A 22,281-nucleotide genomic window follows, 5' to 3' on the forward strand; every position below is an offset into this window, starting at 1 on the left:
TTCATGCGGTCCGTAATCTTGTCCTCAGGAGAATCCTTCATGACGCTTAACAGGGTCAAAACAAGCTTTCTTGCAAGTGTTGCCGGTCTCGCCCTTCTTACAGGTTGCGGCCCCAATCCCAACGATGCATCCAGCGATAGCCAGCAGGAAGCGGTCAAGCCGGTCATGCTGGAGGAGCCGCCGGCCGGTCAGCTTCCTGACACCGTTGCCCCGACCGCCTATCGGCTGGACCTTGTGACCGACCCGGCCGCAGACACGTTCGAAGGGACGGTCGCCATCGACCTGCGCCTGAAGGCGCCGCACGCGCGCATCTGGCTGCACTCGCTCGACCAGACGATCGAAAGCGTGGTGGCCCAGCTGCCCGACGGAACCGAAATCGAAGGCGCCTTCGAGGGCGGCCTCGCGGAGGGCGGCGTCTCCAAGATCGACTTCGCAGAGCCGGTCCCGGCAGGCAATGCGACGCTCGTCATCGAATATACCGCGCCGTACAACAAGAGCCTGGTCGGCCTCTACCATGCCAGCCAGAAGGGGCGGCCCTACCTCGCCTCGCAGATGGAAGCCATCGATGCACGCCGGATGGTGCCGAGCTTTGACGAGCCGCGTTTCAAGACACCATGGACCTTCACCGTCACGGCGCCGCCCGGCAACCAGGTGATCACCAACGCCCCGCTGAAGGGGACGAGCCAGCTGGACAATGGCATGGTGAAGCATTCCTTCGCGACGACACGGCCGATCCAGTCCTATCTGACGGCGCTGGCGGTCGGTCCGTACGACATGCGCGAAGGCACGTCGCTTCCGGCCAACACGCTGCGCGCCACACCCGTCCCGTTCCGCGGGTTCGCCCCGGCCGGCAAGGGCGACCAGCTCGAAACGGCGATGGACATTACCGACGAAATGGTCGGCTACCAGGAAACCTACTTCAACTATCCCTATCCGTACGCGAAGCTCGATCTCATCGCCGTGCCGGAATACGCCTATGGCGCCATGGAGAATGCAGGCGCGATCATCTATCGCGAGAGCGCCCTGCTGATCGATGAGCGCACACCGCTCAACCGCAAGCGCGGCGCACTCGTCACGCACGCACACGAGCTGGCGCACCAGTGGTTCGGCAACCTCGTTACGCCGAAATGGTGGGACGATATCTGGCTGAACGAAGCCTTCGCGACCTGGATGAGCTACAAGACCATGGACGAGGTCTATCCCGGCCAGGGCTATGACCGCGCCTCCCAGCGCCGCGGCATCGCCGCCATGGGCGAGGACAGTCTCATCAATGCCCGCCAGATCCGCAATCCCATCGAGCGGAATGCCGACATTCTCGATGCGTTTGACGGCATCACCTATTCCAAGGGCGGCGGCGTGCTGTCCATGTTCGAGGCCTATCTCGGCGAGGATGGCTTCCGGGAAGGCATGCGCCTGCACATGAAGCGTTTCGAGGATGACGTCGCCGATGTGGAAGACTTTATGGCCTCGCTCGCAGATGGCAGCGGCAATGCCGGTGTTGTCGACAGTTTCCGCTCCTTCATCTTCCAGCCGGGTATCCCCTACCTGCAGGTGGACACCGAATGCGAGGCGCCGGATGCCGGGCTGATCACGATCACCCAGCAGCGCTATGCACCGCTCGGCTCGGAGATCGATACAGACGCGTCGACCTGGCAGATCCCGCTCGCCATGACGATTGCCGGCCCCGCCGGTGAGGTGGTTCATCGCGAGATGATGAGCGGCAAGTCACTGGAGATTCCGCTCGACGGCCAGTGTGCCGACTGGGTCATGCCGAATGCATCTGGCGGCTACTGGCGCTTCAACCTCTCGGACGACAACTGGTCGGCCCTCACGGCGAATTTCGACTCTCTCGACCCACGTGAGCAGCTGTCCTTCATCGACAGTATCGCTGCAGCCTTCCGGGCAGGCGATGCACCGGCAAGTGCGGTGCTGGATGCTCTGCGGGCGTCGGCCTCGGCCGAGTGGGACGTCGCGATGGCATCGGTCGGCACGGCAGAGGGCTATTACAGTGCCCTGCCGGAAGAAGAGCAGGATCTCATGACGCAGTTCATGACCGATACTTACATGCCCGTCTATGAAGCGCTGAAAGCCCGCGAAGGCGAGCTCGGCCAGGGCGAAAGCCTGCTGCTGCAGGACCTCTATTCCGCCCTGCTGGAAACCGGCGCCATGCCTGATGAAGAACAGGCGCTGGCCGACAAGGCAGCGCAATATGTCGGCGTCGATGGCGAGCCGGACCCCAGTGCGCTGGACTCCGATACGGTCCTCACCGCGATCAAGTATGGCACCAAGCTGGGCGGTCGCGACTTCTACGAAGCCGCGCTGGACTATGCCCGCAATACGGACAACCAGTATGAACGCCGGAATATCCTGTACATCCTGGTCCAGAACAGCGGCGAGTCCGAGATGGCGGACCTGATGAAGGAGATGCAGGGCAGCGACTGGCAGGGCCAGGAAACCTGGGCGGTGCTACAGCAAGCAGTTCGCAACACGGCACATCAGGATGTTGCCTGGGGGCTCTACAAGGCTAGCTTCGACAACATGATCGCCCGCGCCCCGGAAATCCGCAAACCGCAGACACCGAGTGTCGTTTCGGCCTTCTGCGACGCTGAGAAAGTGGCGGAAGCCAATGACTTCTTCGTGTCGAAAGGCGCTCTTATACCGGGCTATGAACGCTCGCTGGCCCAGGCCCGGGAAGCCGGAACGCTCTGTGCCGCGTTCCGCTCCGAGAAAACGGGCGAGCTTGTCGAAGCGCTCGGCGAGCAGGACAATTAAAGGCTGGTCGCCCTTCGCATCTGCACAATGCGGGGGGCGATTGCCGCAAGGATGACCACCGGCTAGAACGCCCTTGTCGAGAGAGCCCAGGAACCCCCAATGCCCGACCAAGCTGCGAGCGCCACGCCAGAGCCCGCAGGAAAGCTGCGCCCTGAAGACATCCGCAAGAGCTTTCACGCCGAAGCTGACACCGAGAACCTGTCCTCATTCTCCGATGGCGACATCGACGCGCTGGCCGATGCGGCCGGCGAACTGGCGAAGGACTTTTCCGGACCCGATTCCCGCGTGCGCGTTCGCGACGCCAAAGGGGAAGGCGGTGAGCCGCTGGGCAGCTGCGTGCTTGAAGCGGTCAGCCTGGACAAGCCTTTCCTGGTCGATTCCCTGCTGGGCCTCTGCGCCGAATTCGGCTTTGAGGTGCAGGCCCTCTTCCACCCGATCCTGGAGACAGATCGCGGCGTAAGGCTGTCGATCATCCAGGTCCACATCCCGGCGCTCAGCTCGCATGAGTGCCGGATGCTCAAGGACGAGGCTGATGCGACCCTGAACGATGTCGCCATGGCCGTGGACGACTTCACCGCCATGCAGGAACGGATGAACGACGCGATTTCGCGCGTCGAAAAGGCCAATGACTGCGATGAGGATATGCGCCGCGAAGCGGTGGCTTTCCTCAACTGGCTGCAAGACGACCATTTCGTCTTCCTGGGCGTGCGCGACTACCGGTTCGAAACGGGCGAAGACGGCCGGGTCCTCCCGGAAGAACCGATCATGGTGGAGGGCTCCAATCTTGGCGTCCTGCGCGACGAGGACCGTAACGTTCTCAATCGCGGTGCCGAACCGCTGATGCTGACACCGGAAATCAGCTCATTCCTCGCCGAACCCACACCCCTCATCGTCGCCAAATCGACCCTGCAGAGCCGCATCCACCGGCGCTCGCTCTGCGACTATGTCGGCATCAAGCATATTGATGAAGAAGGCCGCGTTGTCGGCGAGACACGGTTTCTCGGGCTCTACACGGCCGAAGCCTACAATGAGAGCGCCCGGCACATTCCGCTGGTGCGCCGGCGCGTTGCGCGCGTACTCGACGCGACTGGCGCGGTCGAAGGCAGCCACAACTACAAGGCTCTGTCCAACATACTGGAAACCTGGCCGCGCGATGAGCTGCTCCAGGCCGATGCGGAGACGCTGCTCCCGCTGATGCGGGGCGCCCTGCACCTTGTTGGCCGCCCGCGCACGCGGATGTTCGTGCGCCGCGACCGGTTCAACCGGTTCGTGTCCGTCGTTATCTTCGTGCCGCGCGAAGCCTATGACACCTCGGTTCGCCTGCGCCTCAGCGAGCACATGACCAAGGCGTTCAACGGCGAGCTGATCTCCTTCCAGCCGCGCTTCGATGCCTCGCCGCTGGCGCGGCTTCACCTGATGATCGAACTGCTGGACGGTTCGGTCTCACCCGATCTCGACCAGCTGGAAAGCGAAGTCACCGAGATTGCACGCACCTGGGATGATGCATTCCGCGGCGCGCTGATGGAAGCCGGGCTCCCGCAGGACGAGTTCGAACGGTTCAGCACCTTCCGGGGCGGCTTCAATGCCGCCTACCGAGAAGCCTTTGATCCGAAGGAAGCGCTTGCCGATGTCGAGGCCTTCAGCTCGCTGTCGGAAACACGCCCGATGCGGTTGCGCGCGCTTCGTCTCGACAAGGATGATGAGAATGTGATCCGCGCGAAGATCTATTCGCGCAGCGGCTCCATCGCCCTGTCCGATTGCGTGCCTGTGCTGGAAAATCTCGGCCTGTTCGTCAGCTTCGAGACCGGCTATCCGGTCGAGCCATCGAGACGGCCGGTTGAAGACGCGCCGGATACCTATTGGGTCCATTCCCTGAAAACCAGGGCCGCCGATGGCGGCGCCGTTGATCTCGACGATATTGCCGAGCGCTTCGAGCAGGCTTTCGTGGCCATCTGGCAGGGCCTTGCGGAGAATGACCGCTTCAACGGGCTCGTATTCTCGGCCCGCACCTCCTGGCGCGAGGCCGCCCTGTTCCGTGCCCTGTGCGCCTATCGCCACCAGACCGGCCTCGACCCGGCGCGCAGCACGCAGATCGAAGCGCTGAAGCGCCACCCGAAGCTGACCATGGCGCTGCTCGACCTGTTCACCATCCGCTTCGACCCGTCTTTCGAGGGCAGCCTTGAAGACCGCAAGGCCAAATCCGCGGACAAGCTCAGCCAGATCGAAACGCGCCTGAATGAGGTCTCCTCGCTCGACGAGGACCGCGTCATCCGCCGGCTGGCGCACCTCATCATGGCGATCCAGCGGACGAATTTCTGGCAGCGCCAGCCAGATGGTACGCCTTATCCCTTCATCAGCTTCAAGATCGCCAGCCAGGAGATCGACGACCTCCCAGCGCCCAAGCCGTTCCGCGAAATCTTCATGTCCTGCCCGGAAGTCGAGGGTGTGCATTGCCGCTTCGGCGCCGTCGCGCGCGGCGGGCTTCGCTGGTCGGACCGGCGCGACGATTTCCGCACCGAAGTGCTTGGCCTTGTGAAGGCGCAGCAGGTCAAGAATGCCGTCATTGTCCCCGTCGGCTCCAAGGGCGGTTTCTTTCCCAAGAAGATCCCCTCCGGCGCATCGCGCGAGGAGATCCGCGACGCCGGCGTCTCAGCCTACAAGACCTTTATCAACTCGCTGCTGGATCTCACCGACAACCTCGTCGAAGGCGCTGTTGAGCCGCCGGAAAACACGGTCGTCTGGGACGGCGATGACCCTTACCTCGTTGTCGCCGCCGACAAGGGCACGGCGACCTTCTCGGACATCGCCAACGAGATCAGCATCGAACACGGCTTCTGGCTCGGCGATGCGTTCGCATCGGGCGGGTCGGCCGGTTATGACCACAAGAAGATGGGCATCACCGCTCGCGGCGCATGGGAAGCGGTCAAGCGCCACTTCCGCGAAATGGGCAAGGACATCCAGTCCGAGCCGTTCACCGTCATGGGCTGCGGCGACATGTCGGGCGACGTCTTCGGCAACGGCATGCTGCTGTCGAAGCAGATCCGGCTCGTCGCCGCCTTCAACCACATGCACATCTTCATCGATCCCAATCCGGACGATCCCGAACGCCTGTGGGAGGAGCGCAAGCGCCTTTTCGACATGCAGCGCTCATCCTGGAGCGACTATGACACGTCCCTGATTTCGAAGGGCGGCGGCGTGTTCGAGCGCTCGGCAAAATCCATCGCGCTGACGGACGAGATCAAGTCCCTGACCGGGCTGAGCCGCGATGAGGCGACACCGGACGAGGTCATCCACGCCCTGCTGAAAGCCGAATGCGAACTGCTCTGGTTCGGCGGCATCGGCACCTATGTGAAGTCAGTGAGCGAAACGCATGCGGACGCTGGCGACCGGGCAAACGATGCCATCCGCGTCAATGGCCGCGACCTCAAGGCGAAGGTGATCGGCGAAGGGGCCAATCTCGGCCTGACGCAGGCCGGGCGGATTGAATTTGCACTGAATGGCGGCCGCCTCAACTCCGATGCCATCGACAACTCTGCCGGGGTCGACAGCTCCGACCATGAGGTCAACATCAAGATCCTCTGCTCCGAAGCGATCCGGCTCGGCAATCTGGCCCATGGCGAGCGCAATTCGCTGCTGGCCTCGATGACCGATGACGTGGCCGATCACGTCCTGGCCCATAATTACAGCCAGACCGGGGCACTGACGCTCGCCAGCTCGACGGCGGCGCGCGACCACGAGGCCAATGAAAGGCTGATGTGCTACCTGGAATCCCGCGGCGTCCTCGACCGCGACGTCGAGGGGCTGCCGCACACGTCCGAAATGCATGAGCGGGCCGAGAACCGGCAATGGCTGACCCGTCCGGAACTCGCTGTCCTGATGGCCTGGTCGAAGATCACCCTGTTCGACGACCTCGTCGAATCCGAAGTGCCAGACGATCCCTGGTTCACCGACACGCTGGAGGCCTACTTCCCCGACGCCCTGAAACAGTATGAAGAGGCAATGCAGGGCCACCGCCTGAAGCGGGAAATCATAGCGACGGTTCTTGCCAACCGGCTGATCGATGCAGGCGGGCCGCTTCTGCTGCTGCGCCTTATCGAACGGACCAATGCCAGCAATCCCGACATCTGCCGCGCCTTTGAATCGGCCCGGCACCTGCTCGACCAGGCCGGCTTCCGCGCATCCATCCACGCGCTCGACAACAAGGTGTCTGCCGGCATCCAGACAGAATTGCAGCAGATTGGCGCCGACGCGGTCATGGAGACCGCCGCGGCCATGCTGCGGCATGCTGCGGGGCTGACGATCGGCGATGCCGTGGACCGTTTCGGCGGCGCGTTCGAGGCGCTCGACAAGCATCTTGCCGACAAGCTCTCGGGATTCGAGGCGACCCAGCTGCTCAAGCGCGACAACCGGCTCGACCAGGCCGGCATCGGCGCGCAACTGGCCGACCGGGCCGCGCTGATGCCCTTGCTGCCCATCGGGATCGACCTGCAGACGCTGGCTGCCCGGAGCGACAAGGCGCCAGCCGATGCGCTCGGCCCCTATCTCAAGATTGGTGAGGCGCTGAGACTGGACCGCTTGCGCCATGATGCAAGCCGCAACATGGAAGCGACCAGTTACTGGGAGCGCCTGGCGACGCGCCGTCTCATCGAGGATGTCCGCCAGCAGCAGGCAGATGCCGCCGCCAAGGCGCTGGCCTCAGGCGACCCGGACAAGTGGCTCGCCGAGCGTGAGGAAGACCGCAAGGAATTGATGCAACAGCTCAACATGCTGTCCACAACGCGTGCATCCTTTGCACAATTTACGCTCGCAGCCGATGCTGTTCGCAGTTTCATGGCGGAAACCGCTAGTTAAACGCATCAACGTTACGTATCTGCAATATTGCTATGTCAGGAGAGCGGGACGGACCCGTCAGACGGGGACGTGTCTGACGGGCCCTACAGGCCAATCCGCAGGCTGGGTGGGGGGACGCACGCGGAGGCCTGATTCGCATTTGACGCGATTCCACGCCAAAGAACTCCCTATATGTGCTGCCAAGCGCTTTGTGCCAAGGCTATGTGTCAGCGGTTTCTGCAGTAATGACCAGATCGTCATTGGCTGGTTTCGAAATGACCCCACCGGGATTCCCGTCCGCTGACAATAGGACCGCGATCCAGCGCGTCGACGCAGATTGCGCAAACAGTATCATCATCAACACAGTCAGCGGTGCGGAAAGGAACATGCCCGGAATGCCCCAGATCGCGCCCCATATGGCGAGCGACAAAAGAACAACCAGGGCGGACAGGTTGAGCGTCTCGCCCATAATTCGCGGCTGGACGAAATTTCCGATGGCAAATTGCCAGAAACTGACCCCCAGGAATACGATTGCCGCAAAGATATAGCTGGCATTTTCGCCGCCCGCCGGCAGCCAGGCCGGCAGCTCCGGCTGAACCAGTGCGAACAGGGTCGGCACAAAAGCGGCCACGATCGAGCCGACCGTCGGGATATAGTTGAGCACGAAGATCAGCGCCGACAGGAAGAGTGCGTTCTGCACGCCTAGGGCAATCAGCGTGAAATAGGTCAGGAAGGTGATCAGCGCCGAGATGACCGTCTGCGTCCACAGATAGGTCTCAATGCCACGGCGCGCCGCTGCGCCGATTTCGCGCACCTGGTCGCGCTGCTCGGGGACCGGGAACAACCGGTCCAGCTTCGGGCCCCAGGCGGACTGCGCCAGGAACAGGAAGGCGACGTAGATCAGGATGACGACAAGGTCTCCCGAGAGGTCGCCGGTTGCGTTGGCGATGGTGGCAAAGAAACGCTGGCCGGACTCATTGAAGATGATCTGCGTCAGCGTCGGCGCACTGTCCATTTGCAGCAGGCCATAGACGTCCGCGATCAAATTATTGATCTTCTGCTCATACTCGCTGGCCTGCCCGCCAAACTGGGCGATGCCCTGGGCAAGCAGGCCGACAAAAAGACCGAACCCTACAAGAACGGAAAGGATCGAGATGGCGCGGGCGACCTTCCGGCCGACGAATTTGACCTGCTCGACAATGATGCGGGCAAAGCCTTCCATGATGAGGAACAGGAAGACCGCCAGCGCGAACGGCGCGAGGATCGAACGGCCAAGATAAAGAACGCCAATGAGAACACCGGTCGCGATAATCCAGATCCCGACAACGCCCGACCGTACCGACATGCTGTTACCCCTCCTCAGCCTCCGCCTGTTCGGGCAGCCTGGCGAGGTGGAAATCCCGGACCAGGTGAACGAGCGGACGCACCGCGAAGAAGACCGACCCCATCAGGAACAGCCAGGTCGCCATCGTCTTGGTGCTTTCGCTGAAAAATAACGCCGAGCCGACAATGAAAGCAATGGCTGCGAGCGCGTCAACGCCATCATAGATGGCCTGGTAACGAGCGTAGAGCACGCCATGCTTCCGGGTTGAGAATTTCATCCATGAGCGGGGCTGCTGGCTCATCTTGATCTCCTTGCTGGTCCTGCCTGCCCAAGCAATGCCGAGCCCACCGATGTGGCTCCATTCCAGACTCACAAAATCACCTTCACACATAATTTTGTTGTACATGTACAATATTTGACTATATAAACGCATCATGAGCGATAAGATCTATAACCGCATCAGCATGCTCAGGGCAGAGCGTAACGAGTCGCGCAAGGCGTTGGCGGACGCTGTCGGCGTGAACTACCAGACGATCGGCTATCTCGAGCGCGGGGAATATAATCCGAGCCTCGAACTGGCCCTGAAGCTGGCTGAGCACTTTGAGCTGCCCGTGGAAATGGTCTTCTCGCGGCAACCCTTCCCACCCCTTTCGGCGCAATTGGTGAAACTTCAGCAAGGAGGCTGAACCCATGTTGTACTACCGATCATCGAGTCAGCCCGCCTCTGGCGGACATCCCATCCAGACTGGACGCCTGCGGGCACTTACGACAGTCCCGCTACTGGCCTATCCGGCTGGCTGCATTATCCGGCTCAACGCCCCCGAGGCCGTCATTGCCGACATAGCCGGCTTCGCGCTCATCCTGCTGGCGCTATTCTGCGTGGCCCTTGTCGTGCCAAGCTATTTCCAGCGCATCGTTGGCGATGAAAAGCAGAACCTGGACGAGTTCGAGATGGACCTGCGCCGGCGGGCCTATACCGCCGCCTATCAGGGCTTCTCAGCGCTGACACTGATCTTCGTGATGTATTTCGGTATCGCCTCCGATGCGCAGGAGAAACTCCCGTGGCTCTGGACGCCCAGCAATTTCGACCACTGGAATGCGATTTTCTGGGGCGGCTTTCTCTACACCGTCCTCCTGCCGACGGCCTGGATTGCCTGGTTTGTCGGCGCGCCTGCGCAAGAGGAGGAATAATCCGGCATTCAGGGCTTTGCCCGTCCGTGCGATTACGTCTAGCTTCTACAGCCAGACTGGTCAGGGAGCGCACGGATGGGCGAGGCAATCTATATTGGCGGCGGCGGAGCAGAGCAGAACGAGCCACAGCGCCTGCTGCTCAACCGCGCCAACCGCCACGGCATCATCGCCGGCGCAACCGGTACCGGCAAGACGGTGACGCTGCAGATCCTGGCCGAGGGTTTCTCGAATGAAGGCGTCCCGGTCTTCTGCGCCGATGTAAAGGGCGACCTGTCGGGCCTCTGCATGAGCGGGACGGAAAGCTTCAAGCTTCACGACGCCTTCATGTCGCGCGCTGGCAAGATCGGGTTCGAGGACTATTCCTATCACGATGTCCCAACCGTCTTCTGGGACGTGTTCGGCGAGAAAGGCCATCCGGTCCGAGCGACGATCTCCGAAATGGGGCCGACGCTGCTCGCCCGCCTGATGGACCTGACGGACACGCAGGAAGGCGTGCTCAACGTCGCTTTCGAGTATGCCGATGATGAAGGCCTTCTCCTGCTCGACCTCAAGGACCTGCAGAAACTGCTCATTCACCTTGGCCAGAAAGAGGTCCGCGACGACGTCTCTCTGCGCTATGGCAATGTGGCGACGGCCTCGCTCAGCGCCATCCAGCGCAGCCTGCTGGGGCTTGAAAGGGACGGCGCTGAACAGTTCTTCGGCGAGCCGGCGCTCGACCTGATGGACCTGATGCGCTGCAGCCTCGACGGGCGCGGCGTGGTCAACATCATGGACGCGACCAAGCTGATCAATTCCCCGAAGCTCTACTCGACCTTCCTGCTCTGGCTGCTGTCGGAACTGTTCGAGCGGCTGCCGGAAGTGGGCGACCCGGACAAGCCGAAGCTGGTCTTCTTCTTCGATGAGGCGCACCTCCTCTTCAAGGACGCCCCGAAGGCCCTGCTCTCCAAGATCGAGCAGGTCGTGCGCCTGATCCGCTCCAAGGGCGTCGGCGTATTCTTCGTCACACAGAACCCCCGCGACCTGCCCGACAGCGTCCTCGCCCAGCTCGGCAACCGCATCCAGCATGCGCTGCGCGCCTATACCCCAACCGAGCGCAAGGGCGTGAAGGCCGCATCGGAGAGTTTCCGGCCCAATCCGGCCTTCGACACCGAGGAGGTCATCACCCAGCTCGGCACGGGCGAGGCGCTCGTCTCGACGCTGGACGAGAAAGCCGCGCCGAGCGTGGTCCAGCGCACGCTGATCCGCCCGCCTTCCTCGCGGCTCGGCCCGATCACGCCTGCCGAGCGCAAGGAGATCATGTCGCGAAGCCCCGTGGCGGCCCGCTATGACGAGGCGGTCGACCGGGAGTCGGCCTATGAGATCCTGATCGCCAAGGAAGAGGCCGCGGCCGAAGAAGCCGAACGCCTCGCCAAGGAAGAGGAAAAAGCGAAAAAGGCGCTGGAAAAGAAGAAGGCGCGCTCGAAATCCTCTCGCTCGAGGCGCCAGACGCCGACCGAGGCCGCCGTCAAGACGGCCACGCGGACGCTGGCCCGCGACATTACCCGGTATGTTCTGCGCGGCATCCTTGGCGGCCTGAAACGCCGCTAAGGATGATATGTGCGCCAGCGCATAACTTGAAGCTGAAGCCATGCTGTGACGCAAAAGCCTCGTCACAAAAATTCAGAAAAAGCGTTACCTGGCTGACACCAAACTGACGCCGAACCGTTACGCAAGGCTGATAGCCGCCTCTCGATCTTAATGAGGGGTGAATTCCATGAAATTTCGCTATAGAAAACTGATCACAACCGGCCTTATCAGCGCTGGCCTGGCCCAGATCGCAGCCGCGGAGATCGTCCAGGGCACCGTCACCGATGCGTCCGGCGAAGCCCCGCTCGAGGGCGCCATCGTGCGGATCGAGGGCCTCGACCGGTCCACGACCACGGGCCGCTATGGCGACTACCGCTTCGCAAACATTCCGGCCGGCGAATACACGGTTTCAGTTTCCTATATCGGTGCGCCGACGGTCACCCAGGACGTGACGGTCGACGGCGACATCGATGTCGACTTCCTCGTCGGCAGCAATGTCCGCTATCTCGACAACGTCCTCGTCGTCGGCTCCAAGGCCGCGCAGGCCGGCGCCATCAACCAGAAGCGGGCTTCTGACGCCATTATCGATGTCATCGACTCAGACGGCCTCGGCAACTTCCCGGACACGACGGTCGCCGATTCGCTTGCCCGCGTGCCCGGCCTGTCGATCGAAAACGACCAGGGCGAAGGCCGCTATGTCTCGATCCGCGGCATCAATACCGACCTGATCGCCGCTTCCATCAACGGCGTGCGCACGCCCTCACCTGAAGATCGCCGCGGCGTCCTGCTCGATGGCGTCCCGTCTGATCTGCTGGACGGCATCACGGTGCAGAAATCGCTGACCCCGAATGTCGATGCCGACAGCCTCGGCGGCGTCATCGACCTGAAGACCATCTCCGCCTTCGACCGCGACGGCCGCTTCATCCGCGCCAAGCTGGAAGGCGCCTACAATGAGATCTCCGAGGAAGTCTCGCCAAAGGGCACCCTCACCTATTCCGACGTCTTCAACGACAAGCTCGGCGTAGCCCTGTCGGTGAACTATCAGGACCTCGCCGTCGAAGCGCACAACAATGAAACCGGCGAATGGGGTTTCATGGATGATGGCTCGGCATTCCTGAACGATGACTACGAACAGCGCTGGTACGACCTGACCCGCGAGCGCCTCGGCTTTATCGCCAATTTCGACTGGCGCGTCACAGACAATACCGAGCTCTACCTGCGCACCCTCTACAACAATTACGAGGATGACGAGGTTCGCAACAAGTTCGAGTTCAAGGATCTCGACGATATCGAAGACGATGGCGCCGTCGCGGACGGCTCAGCCCTGAGCTCGACCACCCAGTCGGTTCCGATCAATGAAATCGATGCCGAGGTGCGCCAGCGCCGCGAAGTCCGCCAGATCCAGACCTATGCCCTCGGCGGCAAGACCGACTGGGACCTGTGGAGCTTCGACTATGAAGTCGCCTATGCCTACGCCAAGGAAGACGACAGCGACAATCACGACGTCGCTTTCCGGTTCGAGGATGTCCAGGACGCAGCCGCCGACGCCGGCCTGACCGATCCCAACCTGCTGTTCGATTTCTCGACCCCGGAAACGCCGAAACTCTCCGGCGACATTCTCGACCTGATCTACGATCCGTCCAACTACATCATGGACGCCTTCGAGGAAGAGAAGACGCTGAACGAAGACACCGAGATCTCGGCCCGCTTCGACGTCTCACGTGACAGCCTGATCGGCGATACGCCGGTGACCTGGCAGGCCGGTGTCAAACTGCGCGACCGCGAAAAGACCCGCGACGCCAATGTCATCTTCCATGAGACCGCCGATATCGACCTTGGCCTGTCGCCATACGTCGGCGCGAGCTTCATCTCCGGCTGGCGCCTGCCCAACCCGATGCCGGCCTGGCCTGACCCGAACCTGACCGCAGCGCTCCGCAATGGCGCGGGTCCGGACTTCGAACTAAACGAGGATGACACCAATTTCGACAGCCTGGCGGAAGACTTCACCATCGACGAGCAGATCCTGGCGGCCTACGCCATGGGGACGTTCGACCTTGGCAATCTGACGCTGATCGCTGGCGTGCGCATGGAAGACACCCAGACCGACCTGACCGGCAACATCTTCGCCGAAGAGGACGATCCCGCCAATCTGCAGAAGCGGAATGTCTCCAATGACTACACCCACTGGCTGCCGTCGATTAACGCCAAATACGCCTTCAACGACAAGCTGATCGCGCGCGGCGCCTATTATGCCGCCGTCGTCCGCCCGTCCTTCGGCGAGATGGCACCGTTCACCGTGTTCAATGACGACCGCGACGAACTCGAACTCGGCAACCCGAACCTCGATCCCTATGAAGCCGACAATTTCGACCTCAGCCTGGAATACTATCCGACGGAACTGTCCGTGCTGTCTGTCGGCGTGTTCTACAAGACGATCGAGAACGCCATCTACGAGGCGACTTTCGAGCGGGAAGAAGACGTAAACGGCGACCTCGTTGCGCTCAGCGAATTCCTGCCCACCGTACCGGTAGACCTCAGCTATCTGACGGCCGACCAGCTTGCCGATGTCGAGGAAGTGACCAGCTTCATCAATGTCGGCTCCAGCGACCTGTATGGCATCGAGTTCAACTATGTTCAGAGCCTTGCGGACCTGAACCCGATGCTCGACGGCTTCCTGGTTTCGGCCAACCTGACCCTGACCGACAGCGAAAGCACGCTTCCCGACGGCCGCGACGTTCCGTTCCTGAAGCAGTCCGATACGGTCTGGAACCTCGCCATTGGCTATGACAAGGGCCCGTGGGACCTTCGTGTCTCGGCCAACTATCGCGGCGACTATATCGACGAGCTGACGGAAGAGGATCTCGACCGTTACACCGATGACCGGTTGCTGGTCGAAGCGTCGGCCAAATACAGGGTCAACGACAACATCCAGCTTTACCTGGAAGGCAAGAACCTCACCGACGAGCCGGAATACTACTATTTCGGCAGCGAGCGGCGCCTGTCGCAATATGACGAGTTCGGCACGACCGTCGTCTTCGGCGCTCGCCTGACCTACTAATCGTTGGCATAAGGCTGACAAAGGCGGGCCGGGGCGCTCTTGGCGTTTCCGGCCCGCCGCATAACGAATACGACCAAGCAGGATACCCACATGACCTTCCGCCTCCTGATGCTCGCCAGCGCGGCGCTCGCCCTGACCGCTTGCGAAACCGACAACGTCTGGGTCGATGACGGCATTGCCGCCACACCGGTCCCGGCCGCCTTCGAGACCGATCCAATGACCGGCCGCGGCGACCGCGCCGATGACCCGGCGCTCTGGGTCCACCCCGCGGATGCCTCGAAAAGCCTGATCCTCGGCACCAACAAGGATGAAGGTCTTCACGTCTACGACCTCTCCGGCCAGGAAGTGCAGTTCCTCGATGTCGGCCGCGTCAACAATGTCGATGTCCGTCAGGACCTCGCCGCCGCCTCGAATGACGAGTTCAATGCAATCAGCCTCTTCACCATCGATGCTGACAGTCTGGCCGTGACCCATGAAGGTGATTTCCCGACCGGCAAGGAAGAGCCGTATGGCATCTGCATGGGCCTCGTCGGTGGCGCCATGTATATCATCCCGACCTACAAGGACGGTTCCATCCAGGTATGGGTCGCCGACAATGCCGGCTTCAGCCTGCAACGCGAAGTCCAGGTTGGCCAGTACGGCCAGCTTCAGCTGGAAGGCTGCGTCGTCGACGATGAGGCCGGAACGATCTTCATCGGCGAGGAAGAGCACGGCATCTGGAAACTGGACCTCGCGGATAGTGAAAGCGCGCCTGAGATTGTCGACACGATTGCTGCGGCCAATGGTCTTGTCGCAGACGTCGAAGGCCTGTCGCTCTGGGCTGGCCCGGACGGTGCAGGCTATCTCGTCGCCTCGGCCCAGGCCGCCGACCGCTATGTCGTCTATGACCGCGCCGTCCCGCATGCCCCGCGCGGCGTTTTCAGCATCGCAGCAAGCACAGATGGCAGTGTCGATGCCGTCAGCCATACCGATGGCCTCGACGCCTCGTCGGCCGCCCTGCCCGGCTTTCCGCGCGGCGTGCTGATCGTGCAGGACGATGCCAATCCGGTCACCGAGGTTGACCAGAACTTCAAGGTGGTCGACTGGGCCGCTATCGAGGCCGCCCTGGACCTGGCGGAATAGGCCCGTCTTTCACCCGCGAGCCCTGTTACCTCAATTTCACGCGAGGTGACGGGGCGACATGGCTTTCAATTGCCGTCTGTGCCGCTTAGATACTGGACAGCAAAAACTAAGACCTACCGGAGGATCGACATGCAGGACTATCTGAAATTCTATATCAATGGCGAGTGGGTCGACCCGGTCGAGCCACGCACGCTGGACGTCGAGAACCCGGCGACGGAAGAACCGTTCGCGCGCATTTCGCTCGGCTCCAAGGCCGATGTCGACAAGGCGGTCAAAGCTGCGCAGGACGCCTTCCCGTCCTTCTCGCAGACTTCTGTCGAGTTCCGCGCAGAACTGCTGGAAAAGATCGCCGCCGGAATCCAGGCCCGCGCCGGCGACATGGCGAAAGCCATCTCCGACGAAATGGGTGCGCCGATGTGGCTCGCCAATGCCGCTCAGGTCCCTGCCGGCATGGGTCACTACATGACGGCCGCCAAGATCCTGCGCGAATACGAATTCGAGGAGCAGCGCGGCTCGACCCTGATCCGCAAGGAACCAATTGGCGTCTGCGGCTTCATCACGCCGTGGAACTGGCCGCAGAACCAGATCGCCTGCAAGGTCGCCCCGGCGATTGCGACAGGCTGCACCATGGTGCTGAAGCCATCCGAGATCGCTCCGCTGGATGCGATGATCGTGGCTGAAATCTTCCACGAGGCCGGTGTGCCGCCGGGCGTGTTCAACCTCGTCAATGGCGATGGCCCAGGCGTTGGCGCCTATCTGTCGCAACACCCCGGCGTCGACATGATGAGCTTCACCGGATCGACCCGCGCGGGCGTTCTCGTCCAGCAGGCCGCGGCACCGACCGTGAAGCGTGTCGCACTCGAGCTGGGCGGCAAGTCGCCGAACATCGTCCTGCCGGACGCCGACCTCAACCAGGCGGTTGCCGGCGGCGTGATGCAGATGATGACCAATACCGGCCAGTCCTGTAATGCGCCGTCCCGCATGCTCGTCCAGCGCGACAAGCAGGACGAGGCCATGGCGATTGCCAAGGCCACGGCCGAGCAGGTCAAGATCGGCGCCGGCGCCGACGCCCCGAAAGGCGCCATGGGTCCGATCTCGAACGCCAATCAGTGGAACAAGGTCCAGGACCTGATCCAGAAGGGCATCGACGAAGGCGCGACCCTGGTCACCGGTGGTCTCGGCCGTCCCGAAGGCTTCAACAAGGGCTACTTTGCCAAGCCGACCGTGTTCGCAAACGTCACCAATGACATGACGATTGCGCGCGAGGAAATCTTCGGCCCCGTGCTCTGCATCCTGCCTTATGACACCGAGGAAGACGCGATCCGCATCGCCAATGACACGGTCTATGGCCTGTCGGGCTACGTGCAGTCCTCCGATCTCGACCATGCCCGCAAGGTCGCCAACCAGATCCGCGCAGGCAACGTCCACCTCAATGGTGCCGGCCCGGACTTCGCGAACGGCGCCTTCGGCGGCTACAAGCAGTCCGGCATCGGCCGCGAATGGGGCGACTACGGCTTTGAGGAATTCCTTGAAGTGAAAGCCGTGCTCGGTCACTCGCCGGCCTGATCAGTCAGCTGAGCGATAACCATGGAAAAGCCCGCAGCCATTGCGCTGCGGGCTTTTTTTACAGCATCGGATCGAGGCGGTAGAGGCTGCCGCCATAATCGACGATGAGCAGGTTGCCGTCCGCGTCGAGACCGAAGCTTGAAATGTTAGACACTGTGCCCGTATCGGCCGGAAAGAGATCGTTCAGCCTCTGGAATTGCGAAGACGGCACGGTCGAGCCCGTCTGCAGGTCTGCAACCGGGACGGACCAGTAATTGCCGCTGACAAAGTCACCAAAGACGTAGTGATCCTGCACGGCGGCCACCGCGCCGCGATAAACATAGCCGCCCGTGACCGAGTTGCCCTGCAACGGCCCGGAGCCGTGGCCATACTCCGCAACCGGGTCGGTAAAGTCCACGCTGTCGGCCCCGCCGGCATAGCTCTGTGTGCCTTCCTGGAGGTTCCAGCCGAAATTGGTCCCTGCTGCATCCGGCGCGAGCCGGTCGATTTCCTCAATGGCGCCCTGGCCGACATCGCCAATAAACAGGTCACCTGTGACCGGATCCACGCTGCACCGGTACGGGTTGCGAAGGCCGGTCGCGAAGATTTCCGGCCGCCCGCCCCCGGACGCGAAGGGATTGCCAGCCGGGATCGCATAATCACGTGCATCATCTGCAGGAAAGTCGTCGCCGGACACATCAACCCGCAGAACCTTTCCGAGGACCTCGTTCACATCCTGGGCATTTCCGTCCGGATCGCCCGCGCCGCCGCCATCGCCGAGCGGTATGTACAACAGGCCGTCATTGGAAAAGCCGATCCAGCCCGCATTGTGGTTGGACGCCGGCTGCGGTGTCGTGAAGATCAGGTCGGCGGTGGCGGGGTCGGCCTGCGTGTCCGAGCCGGCGAACATCTGATAGCGGCGGATTTCCGTCGCGCCCGAACTGTTCGTCAGGTTCACATAGACCTGCCGGTCATTCGCGAAATCCGGCGAGAAGGCCAGGCCCAGCAGGCCACGTTCGCCATCGGTGGCGATGTCGCCGGAAACGTCCAGCATGGGCACGCTGTCGACAGTTCCGGCCGACGGGTCGAGAACACGGATTACACCGCCCTTTTCCACGACTGCGAGCAGCTGCGTGCCTGGTATGGGAGCCACGAAAAGCGGCTGGCTGAAGCCGGACCCGATCTGCGTGAGCGCGCCATCTTCCGGCACGTCGGAGACGGTAATCCTGAGGTCAAACTGCGTTTCGAGGCCGCTGGCCGTATCGCGCGCGGTGAACCTCACCTCATAGACATTGTCGGCGTTGGCGTCGGCGGGGATCTCGAAATCGAGCGGGCTGTTCAGCACAATCTTCCGGAAATTGTCTTCATAATAGAAAATATCCGCATCGTTCTGGGCGGACACAGTCACCTCGACCGGGTCGCCATCCGGGTCGCTGACAGACACAGTATAGATTTCGCCCGTGGCGCCTTCATCGATCGTGACTTGCGCCGGGGAACTGAAAACCGGAGCGCGGTTCGCGCCGCCGCCATCACTGCCACCGCCTCCACCGCAGGCGGCAAGAAGCGGGATCGCTCCCATGAGGGCCAGGAGTCGTGAACCGTTCATGTCCGTCTCCGATTGCTATTACCCTCCAGACATAGGCCCCTCACGCCTTCAACGTTCCCGCTTACGCAAATTTAATGCGCGCGCAGCAAGCGGCCGGGCGGCCCGCTGCCGTACAAACCACTGCGGGAATCGTTGTCTGACGTTCAGCTTCACCCCATATAATTGTCACTAGTCACTTTAGTGAGCGTCCCATGAAGAACACCTATCTCATTCCTGCGCTCGCCGCCCTGGCGGCACTGGGTGCCTGTGCGACGGCGACGCCCTATCAGGCGGCCAACACGTCGGATCGCGGCTATAGCGACCAGCAGGTGGAAACCAATCGGTGGCTGGTAAGCTTTGCCGGCAACAGCCTGACGGACCGCCAGACCGTGGAAACTTACCTGCTGTACCGCGCAGCCGAGCTGACCTCGCAAAACGGGTATGACCATTTCCGCGTTGTCCGCCGCGACACCGATGCCGATTCCAGCTTCGTGCCGGTCGGCGGGCGGTATCCGCACTTCTATACATCATATCGGTATTACGGCCCGTATTGGGGCCGGGGTTTCTATGATCCCTGGGACCGGCCGACCGACTATCGCGAAGTCACGCGCTTCGAAGCGACCGCCGAGATCATCATGGGCAAGGGCCCCAAGCCGGATGATCCAGAGTTCTTCGACGCCGAGGATGTGCTGATGAACCTGTCCGGCCGCATCCAGCGTCCCGAAACCGGCTAGACTTCCATCCTCAATCCCAAAAGTGATAGCCTCCCTGACCAGACCGGTGGGGAGGCTTTTTCATGATGGCCGTACGGGCAAACGAACGCAAAGAACCAGCAGCGGCGGCGCCATGAAACGGCGGCGGAGCGCGCGGCGGGGCCTGCCTGTATCCTGGCCTGCCATCCTGCTCTATGGCGGGTTGCTGGCGGCAGGCGTACTCATCCTGCAATGGATCGAATACCAGCAATATGCGCGCACACATTCCGACGAGATCCGCATCGCGCTCCTCGCCGCCCTGTTCCTTGGCGTCGGCGTCTGGGTTGGCGCCCAGCTGTTTCGCAATCCAGGCCCGCCGGACCCGCCAGCCGACGGCAATCCGAAAGCGCAGGCGGCGCTCGGCATCAGCGACCGGGAAAGGGATGTTCTCGTCCTGCTCGCACAAGGCCTGAGCAACAAGGAGATTGCGCGCGAGCTTGGCGTATCGCCGAACACTGTGAAGACGCATGTTGCGCGCCTTTACGAGAAGCTGGAGGCCGGCCGGCGCACACAGGCCGTCCAGAAGGCGCGGGATCTCGGTCTTGTGCGATAGGCTGCCAGGAAAACGGGTGATTTCACGAAAATCACCCTTTCGGGCGATAGGCTGCCGGACAAAAGCCTGTCCTGTTCGCCCCCTCTTCAACGAACAAGGGGTCAAGACATGCTGAAACGGATACTGATCACGGGTCTCGCGGCAGGCCTGATCACAGGGGGCTTTCTCTTCGTCGCCATCTACATGGCGCGCGACTCGATGGCCGAGGGTCATGAGGGCGGCCATATCTACGGCTACGCATCGATGCTGCTCGCGCTGAGCCTCATCTTCTTTGCCGTCAAGCGACAGCGGGACATCTCGCAGGGCGGCGTCATCAAATTCCTTCCGGCTTTCGGGATGGGAATCGCAATCAGCGCCGTCGCTTCGCTCATTTACGCACTCGGCTGGGAACTCACGCTCGCGACGACCGGACTCGATTTTGCCGGGACCTACACCGAGGGCGCCATCGAGGCGGCACGCGAGAAAGGCATGACCGGCGAGGAGCTCGCCGCCTATGAGGAAAAGATGCAGGGCTTCGCGGACATGTACCGCAATCCGGCCTACCGCATTCCGATCACGATGACCGAACTGCTGCCTGTCGGCGCCATAGTGTCGCTGGTCTCGGCGCTGCTGCTGAGAAACAGCCGCTTCCTGCCGCATCGGCCGACCGTGTGAGACCCGGTCCAAAGAAAAAGCCCGCTCCGGTCAGGGAGCGGGCTTTCACCTGTTTGTCGATCGCTTAGCGCGGCGCCATGCGGATCGCGCCGTCGAGGCGGACATCCTCACCATTGAAGTAGGCATTGGTGATCATCTCGCGGGCGAGAGAGGCATATTCCTCCGGATTGCCGAGGCGGGCCGGGTTCGGCACCTGGGCACCAAGCGCCTGCTTCACATTCTCCGGAGCGCCCTGCAGCAGCGGCGTGTTGAAAATGCCCGGCAGGATCGTGTTGACGCGGATCAGCTCCCGCGACAGGTCGCGCGCGATCGGAAGCGTCATGCCGACGACGCCGCCCTTCGAGGCGGAATAGGCAGCCTGGCCGATCTGGCCGTCTTCAGCGGCAACCGAGGCCGTGTTGACGATCGCACCGCGCTCCCCGTCGATCGGATCGAGCGTCATCATGCCGGCCGCGGACTTCGCGATGCAGCGGAAGGTGCCGACCAGGTTGATCTGGATAATCAGGTCGAACTTGTCGAGCGGGAAGTGGGTGATTTCGCCCGTTTCCTTGTTGCGCGACGCGGTCTTGATGGCGTTGCCGGTGCCGGCGCAGTTGACGAGAATGCGTTCCTGGCCGATGGCCGCGCGCGACTTCTCGAAGCCTGCATCGACGGAGGCTTCGTCCGTCACGTTGACCTTGCAGAAAACGCCGCCCAGCTCTTTCGCCAGCGCTTCGCCTTTTTCTTCGTTGAGGTCGAACAGCGCGACCTTGACGCCATCGGCGGCGAGGCGGCGGGCCGTCGCAGCGCCAAGACCGGATGCACCGCCGGTGATGACGGCACTGATATCTGAGCTGAGTTTCATCCTGTTGGATCTCCCTTGGAACAATCGTATGATGGCAAGCGATCTATCGGGTAAGGAAAGGCCCGCCAATGCGTAACCCAACGGAAATAGTCATCGAGAATGGCGAGACGCAGCCGCGCTACCTGCCGCTGGACATCGGTCCGTCGCGCAAGCGCACCAAGCGCAGGCTGATTCCAAAGCTGTTACGCGTTGCCGGGCGTATTCCATTTGCCGACGATCTGGCGGCCGCGTGGTATGCCGCCATCGACCCGGCCACCCCGCGCAAGGCGAAGGCTGTCCTGTTTGCTGCGCTCGGCTATTTCGTGATGCCGGCAGACATGGTGCCGGACGTTGTCGCCGGCCTTGGCTTTACAGACGATGCCACGGTGCTGGCGACAGCGCTCAGCATCGTGGGCACCCAGATCCGCGACCGTCACCGCGTGCAGGCGCGCCGCCTGCTTGGCCTGCCCGATCCGGTGCAGGACGATGAAAGCGAAGCGGCCTGA

16 protein-coding genes are annotated in these 22,281 nt (G+C 62.2%); 12 read left to right on the forward strand and 4 right to left on the reverse strand.

Annotated features, from left to right (window positions below; all coding sequences use genetic code 11):
• Positions 1 to 39 precede the first annotated feature (39 nt).
• Both D1227_RS00735 and D1227_RS00740 read left to right on the forward strand, forming a co-directional pair.
• Positions 40 to 2,772, forward strand: a complete 2,733-nt coding sequence (locus D1227_RS00735) for a M1 family metallopeptidase (protein WP_158586527.1) — start codon at positions 40 to 42, stop codon at positions 2,770 to 2,772.
• Between the two features lie 99 nt (positions 2,773 to 2,871).
• Positions 2,872 to 7,623, forward strand: coding sequence for an NAD-glutamate dehydrogenase (locus tag D1227_RS00740; RefSeq protein WP_119403448.1), 4,752 nt, complete (start codon positions 2,872 to 2,874; stop codon positions 7,621 to 7,623).
• A 199-nt stretch (positions 7,624 to 7,822) separates the two neighbouring features.
• On the opposite strand, the gene D1227_RS00745 is transcribed toward D1227_RS00740, so the two are convergent.
• Positions 7,823 to 8,947: an AI-2E family transporter gene (locus D1227_RS00745; protein WP_119403449.1), complete on the reverse strand. Its 1,125-nt coding sequence runs from the start codon at positions 8,945 to 8,947 to the stop codon at positions 7,823 to 7,825.
• Positions 8,948 to 8,951: 4 nt separating this feature from the next.
• Positions 8,952 to 9,227, reverse strand: coding sequence for a YrhK family protein (locus D1227_RS00750; protein ID WP_119403992.1), 276 nt, complete (start codon positions 9,225 to 9,227; stop codon positions 8,952 to 8,954).
• A gap of 133 nt (positions 9,228 to 9,360) precedes the next feature.
• Between D1227_RS00750 and D1227_RS00755 the strand changes: the two genes are divergently transcribed.
• From D1227_RS00755 to D1227_RS00780, 6 genes are all read left to right on the forward strand, one after another.
• Positions 9,361 to 9,612 carry a helix-turn-helix transcriptional regulator gene (locus tag D1227_RS00755; protein WP_119403450.1) on the forward strand — a complete coding sequence of 84 codons (252 nt, stop codon included), beginning with the start codon at positions 9,361 to 9,363 and terminating at the stop codon, positions 9,610 to 9,612.
• Positions 9,613 to 9,616: 4 nt separating this feature from the next.
• Complete coding sequence (locus D1227_RS00760; protein WP_119403451.1) at positions 9,617 to 10,117, forward strand: hypothetical protein; 501 nt, start codon at positions 9,617 to 9,619, stop codon at positions 10,115 to 10,117.
• 75 nt (positions 10,118 to 10,192) lie between these two features.
• Positions 10,193 to 11,704 (forward strand): helicase HerA-like domain-containing protein, encoded by a 1,512-nt coding sequence (locus D1227_RS00765; protein ID WP_119375308.1) that lies wholly within the window; start codon positions 10,193 to 10,195, stop codon positions 11,702 to 11,704.
• 166 nt (positions 11,705 to 11,870) lie between these two features.
• Positions 11,871 to 14,741 carry a TonB-dependent receptor gene (locus tag D1227_RS00770; RefSeq protein ID WP_119375309.1) on the forward strand — a complete coding sequence of 957 codons (2,871 nt, stop codon included), beginning with the start codon at positions 11,871 to 11,873 and terminating at the stop codon, positions 14,739 to 14,741.
• 90 nt (positions 14,742 to 14,831) lie between these two features.
• Entirely contained in the window at positions 14,832 to 15,863 is a 1,032-nt protein-coding gene (locus tag D1227_RS00775) for a phytase (RefSeq protein ID WP_119375310.1), read from the forward strand.
• A gap of 129 nt (positions 15,864 to 15,992) precedes the next feature.
• Positions 15,993 to 17,429, forward strand: coding sequence for an aldehyde dehydrogenase family protein (locus D1227_RS00780; protein WP_119375311.1), 1,437 nt, complete (start codon positions 15,993 to 15,995; stop codon positions 17,427 to 17,429).
• 58 nt (positions 17,430 to 17,487) lie between these two features.
• On the opposite strand, the gene D1227_RS00785 is transcribed toward D1227_RS00780, so the two are convergent.
• Positions 17,488 to 19,014, reverse strand: a complete 1,527-nt coding sequence (locus D1227_RS00785; RefSeq protein ID WP_233349515.1) for a PQQ-dependent sugar dehydrogenase — start codon at positions 19,012 to 19,014, stop codon at positions 17,488 to 17,490.
• Between the two features lie 191 nt (positions 19,015 to 19,205).
• Here D1227_RS00785 and D1227_RS00790 point away from each other — a divergent pair, with 191 nt between their 5' ends.
• The 3 genes from D1227_RS00790 to D1227_RS00800 all read left to right on the forward strand — a co-directional run bounded on the left by D1227_RS00790 (position 19,206) and on the right by D1227_RS00800 (position 20,952).
• A complete protein-coding gene (locus tag D1227_RS00790; protein WP_119403453.1) occupies positions 19,206 to 19,727 on the forward strand; it encodes a CC0125/CC1285 family lipoprotein in 522 nt (173 codons plus the stop codon).
• Positions 19,728 to 19,839: 112 nt separating this feature from the next.
• Positions 19,840 to 20,298: a helix-turn-helix transcriptional regulator gene (locus D1227_RS20390; protein ID WP_119403454.1), complete on the forward strand. Its 459-nt coding sequence runs from the start codon at positions 19,840 to 19,842 to the stop codon at positions 20,296 to 20,298.
• A gap of 108 nt (positions 20,299 to 20,406) precedes the next feature.
• Positions 20,407 to 20,952 carry a DUF4199 domain-containing protein gene (locus tag D1227_RS00800; protein WP_119403455.1) on the forward strand — a complete coding sequence of 182 codons (546 nt, stop codon included), beginning with the start codon at positions 20,407 to 20,409 and terminating at the stop codon, positions 20,950 to 20,952.
• A 64-nt stretch (positions 20,953 to 21,016) separates the two neighbouring features.
• On the opposite strand, the gene D1227_RS00805 is transcribed toward D1227_RS00800, so the two are convergent.
• Positions 21,017 to 21,796 (reverse strand): SDR family NAD(P)-dependent oxidoreductase, encoded by a 780-nt coding sequence (locus D1227_RS00805; RefSeq protein ID WP_119375316.1) that lies wholly within the window; start codon positions 21,794 to 21,796, stop codon positions 21,017 to 21,019.
• A 68-nt stretch (positions 21,797 to 21,864) separates the two neighbouring features.
• On the opposite strand from D1227_RS00805, the gene D1227_RS00810 reads away from it, so the two are divergent.
• Positions 21,865 to 22,281: a YkvA family protein gene (locus tag D1227_RS00810; protein WP_119403456.1), complete on the forward strand. Its 417-nt coding sequence runs from the start codon at positions 21,865 to 21,867 to the stop codon at positions 22,279 to 22,281.

The organism is Henriciella mobilis (assembly GCF_003576315.1).
Classification (GTDB): Bacteria; Pseudomonadota; Alphaproteobacteria; order Caulobacterales; family Hyphomonadaceae; genus Henriciella; species Henriciella mobilis.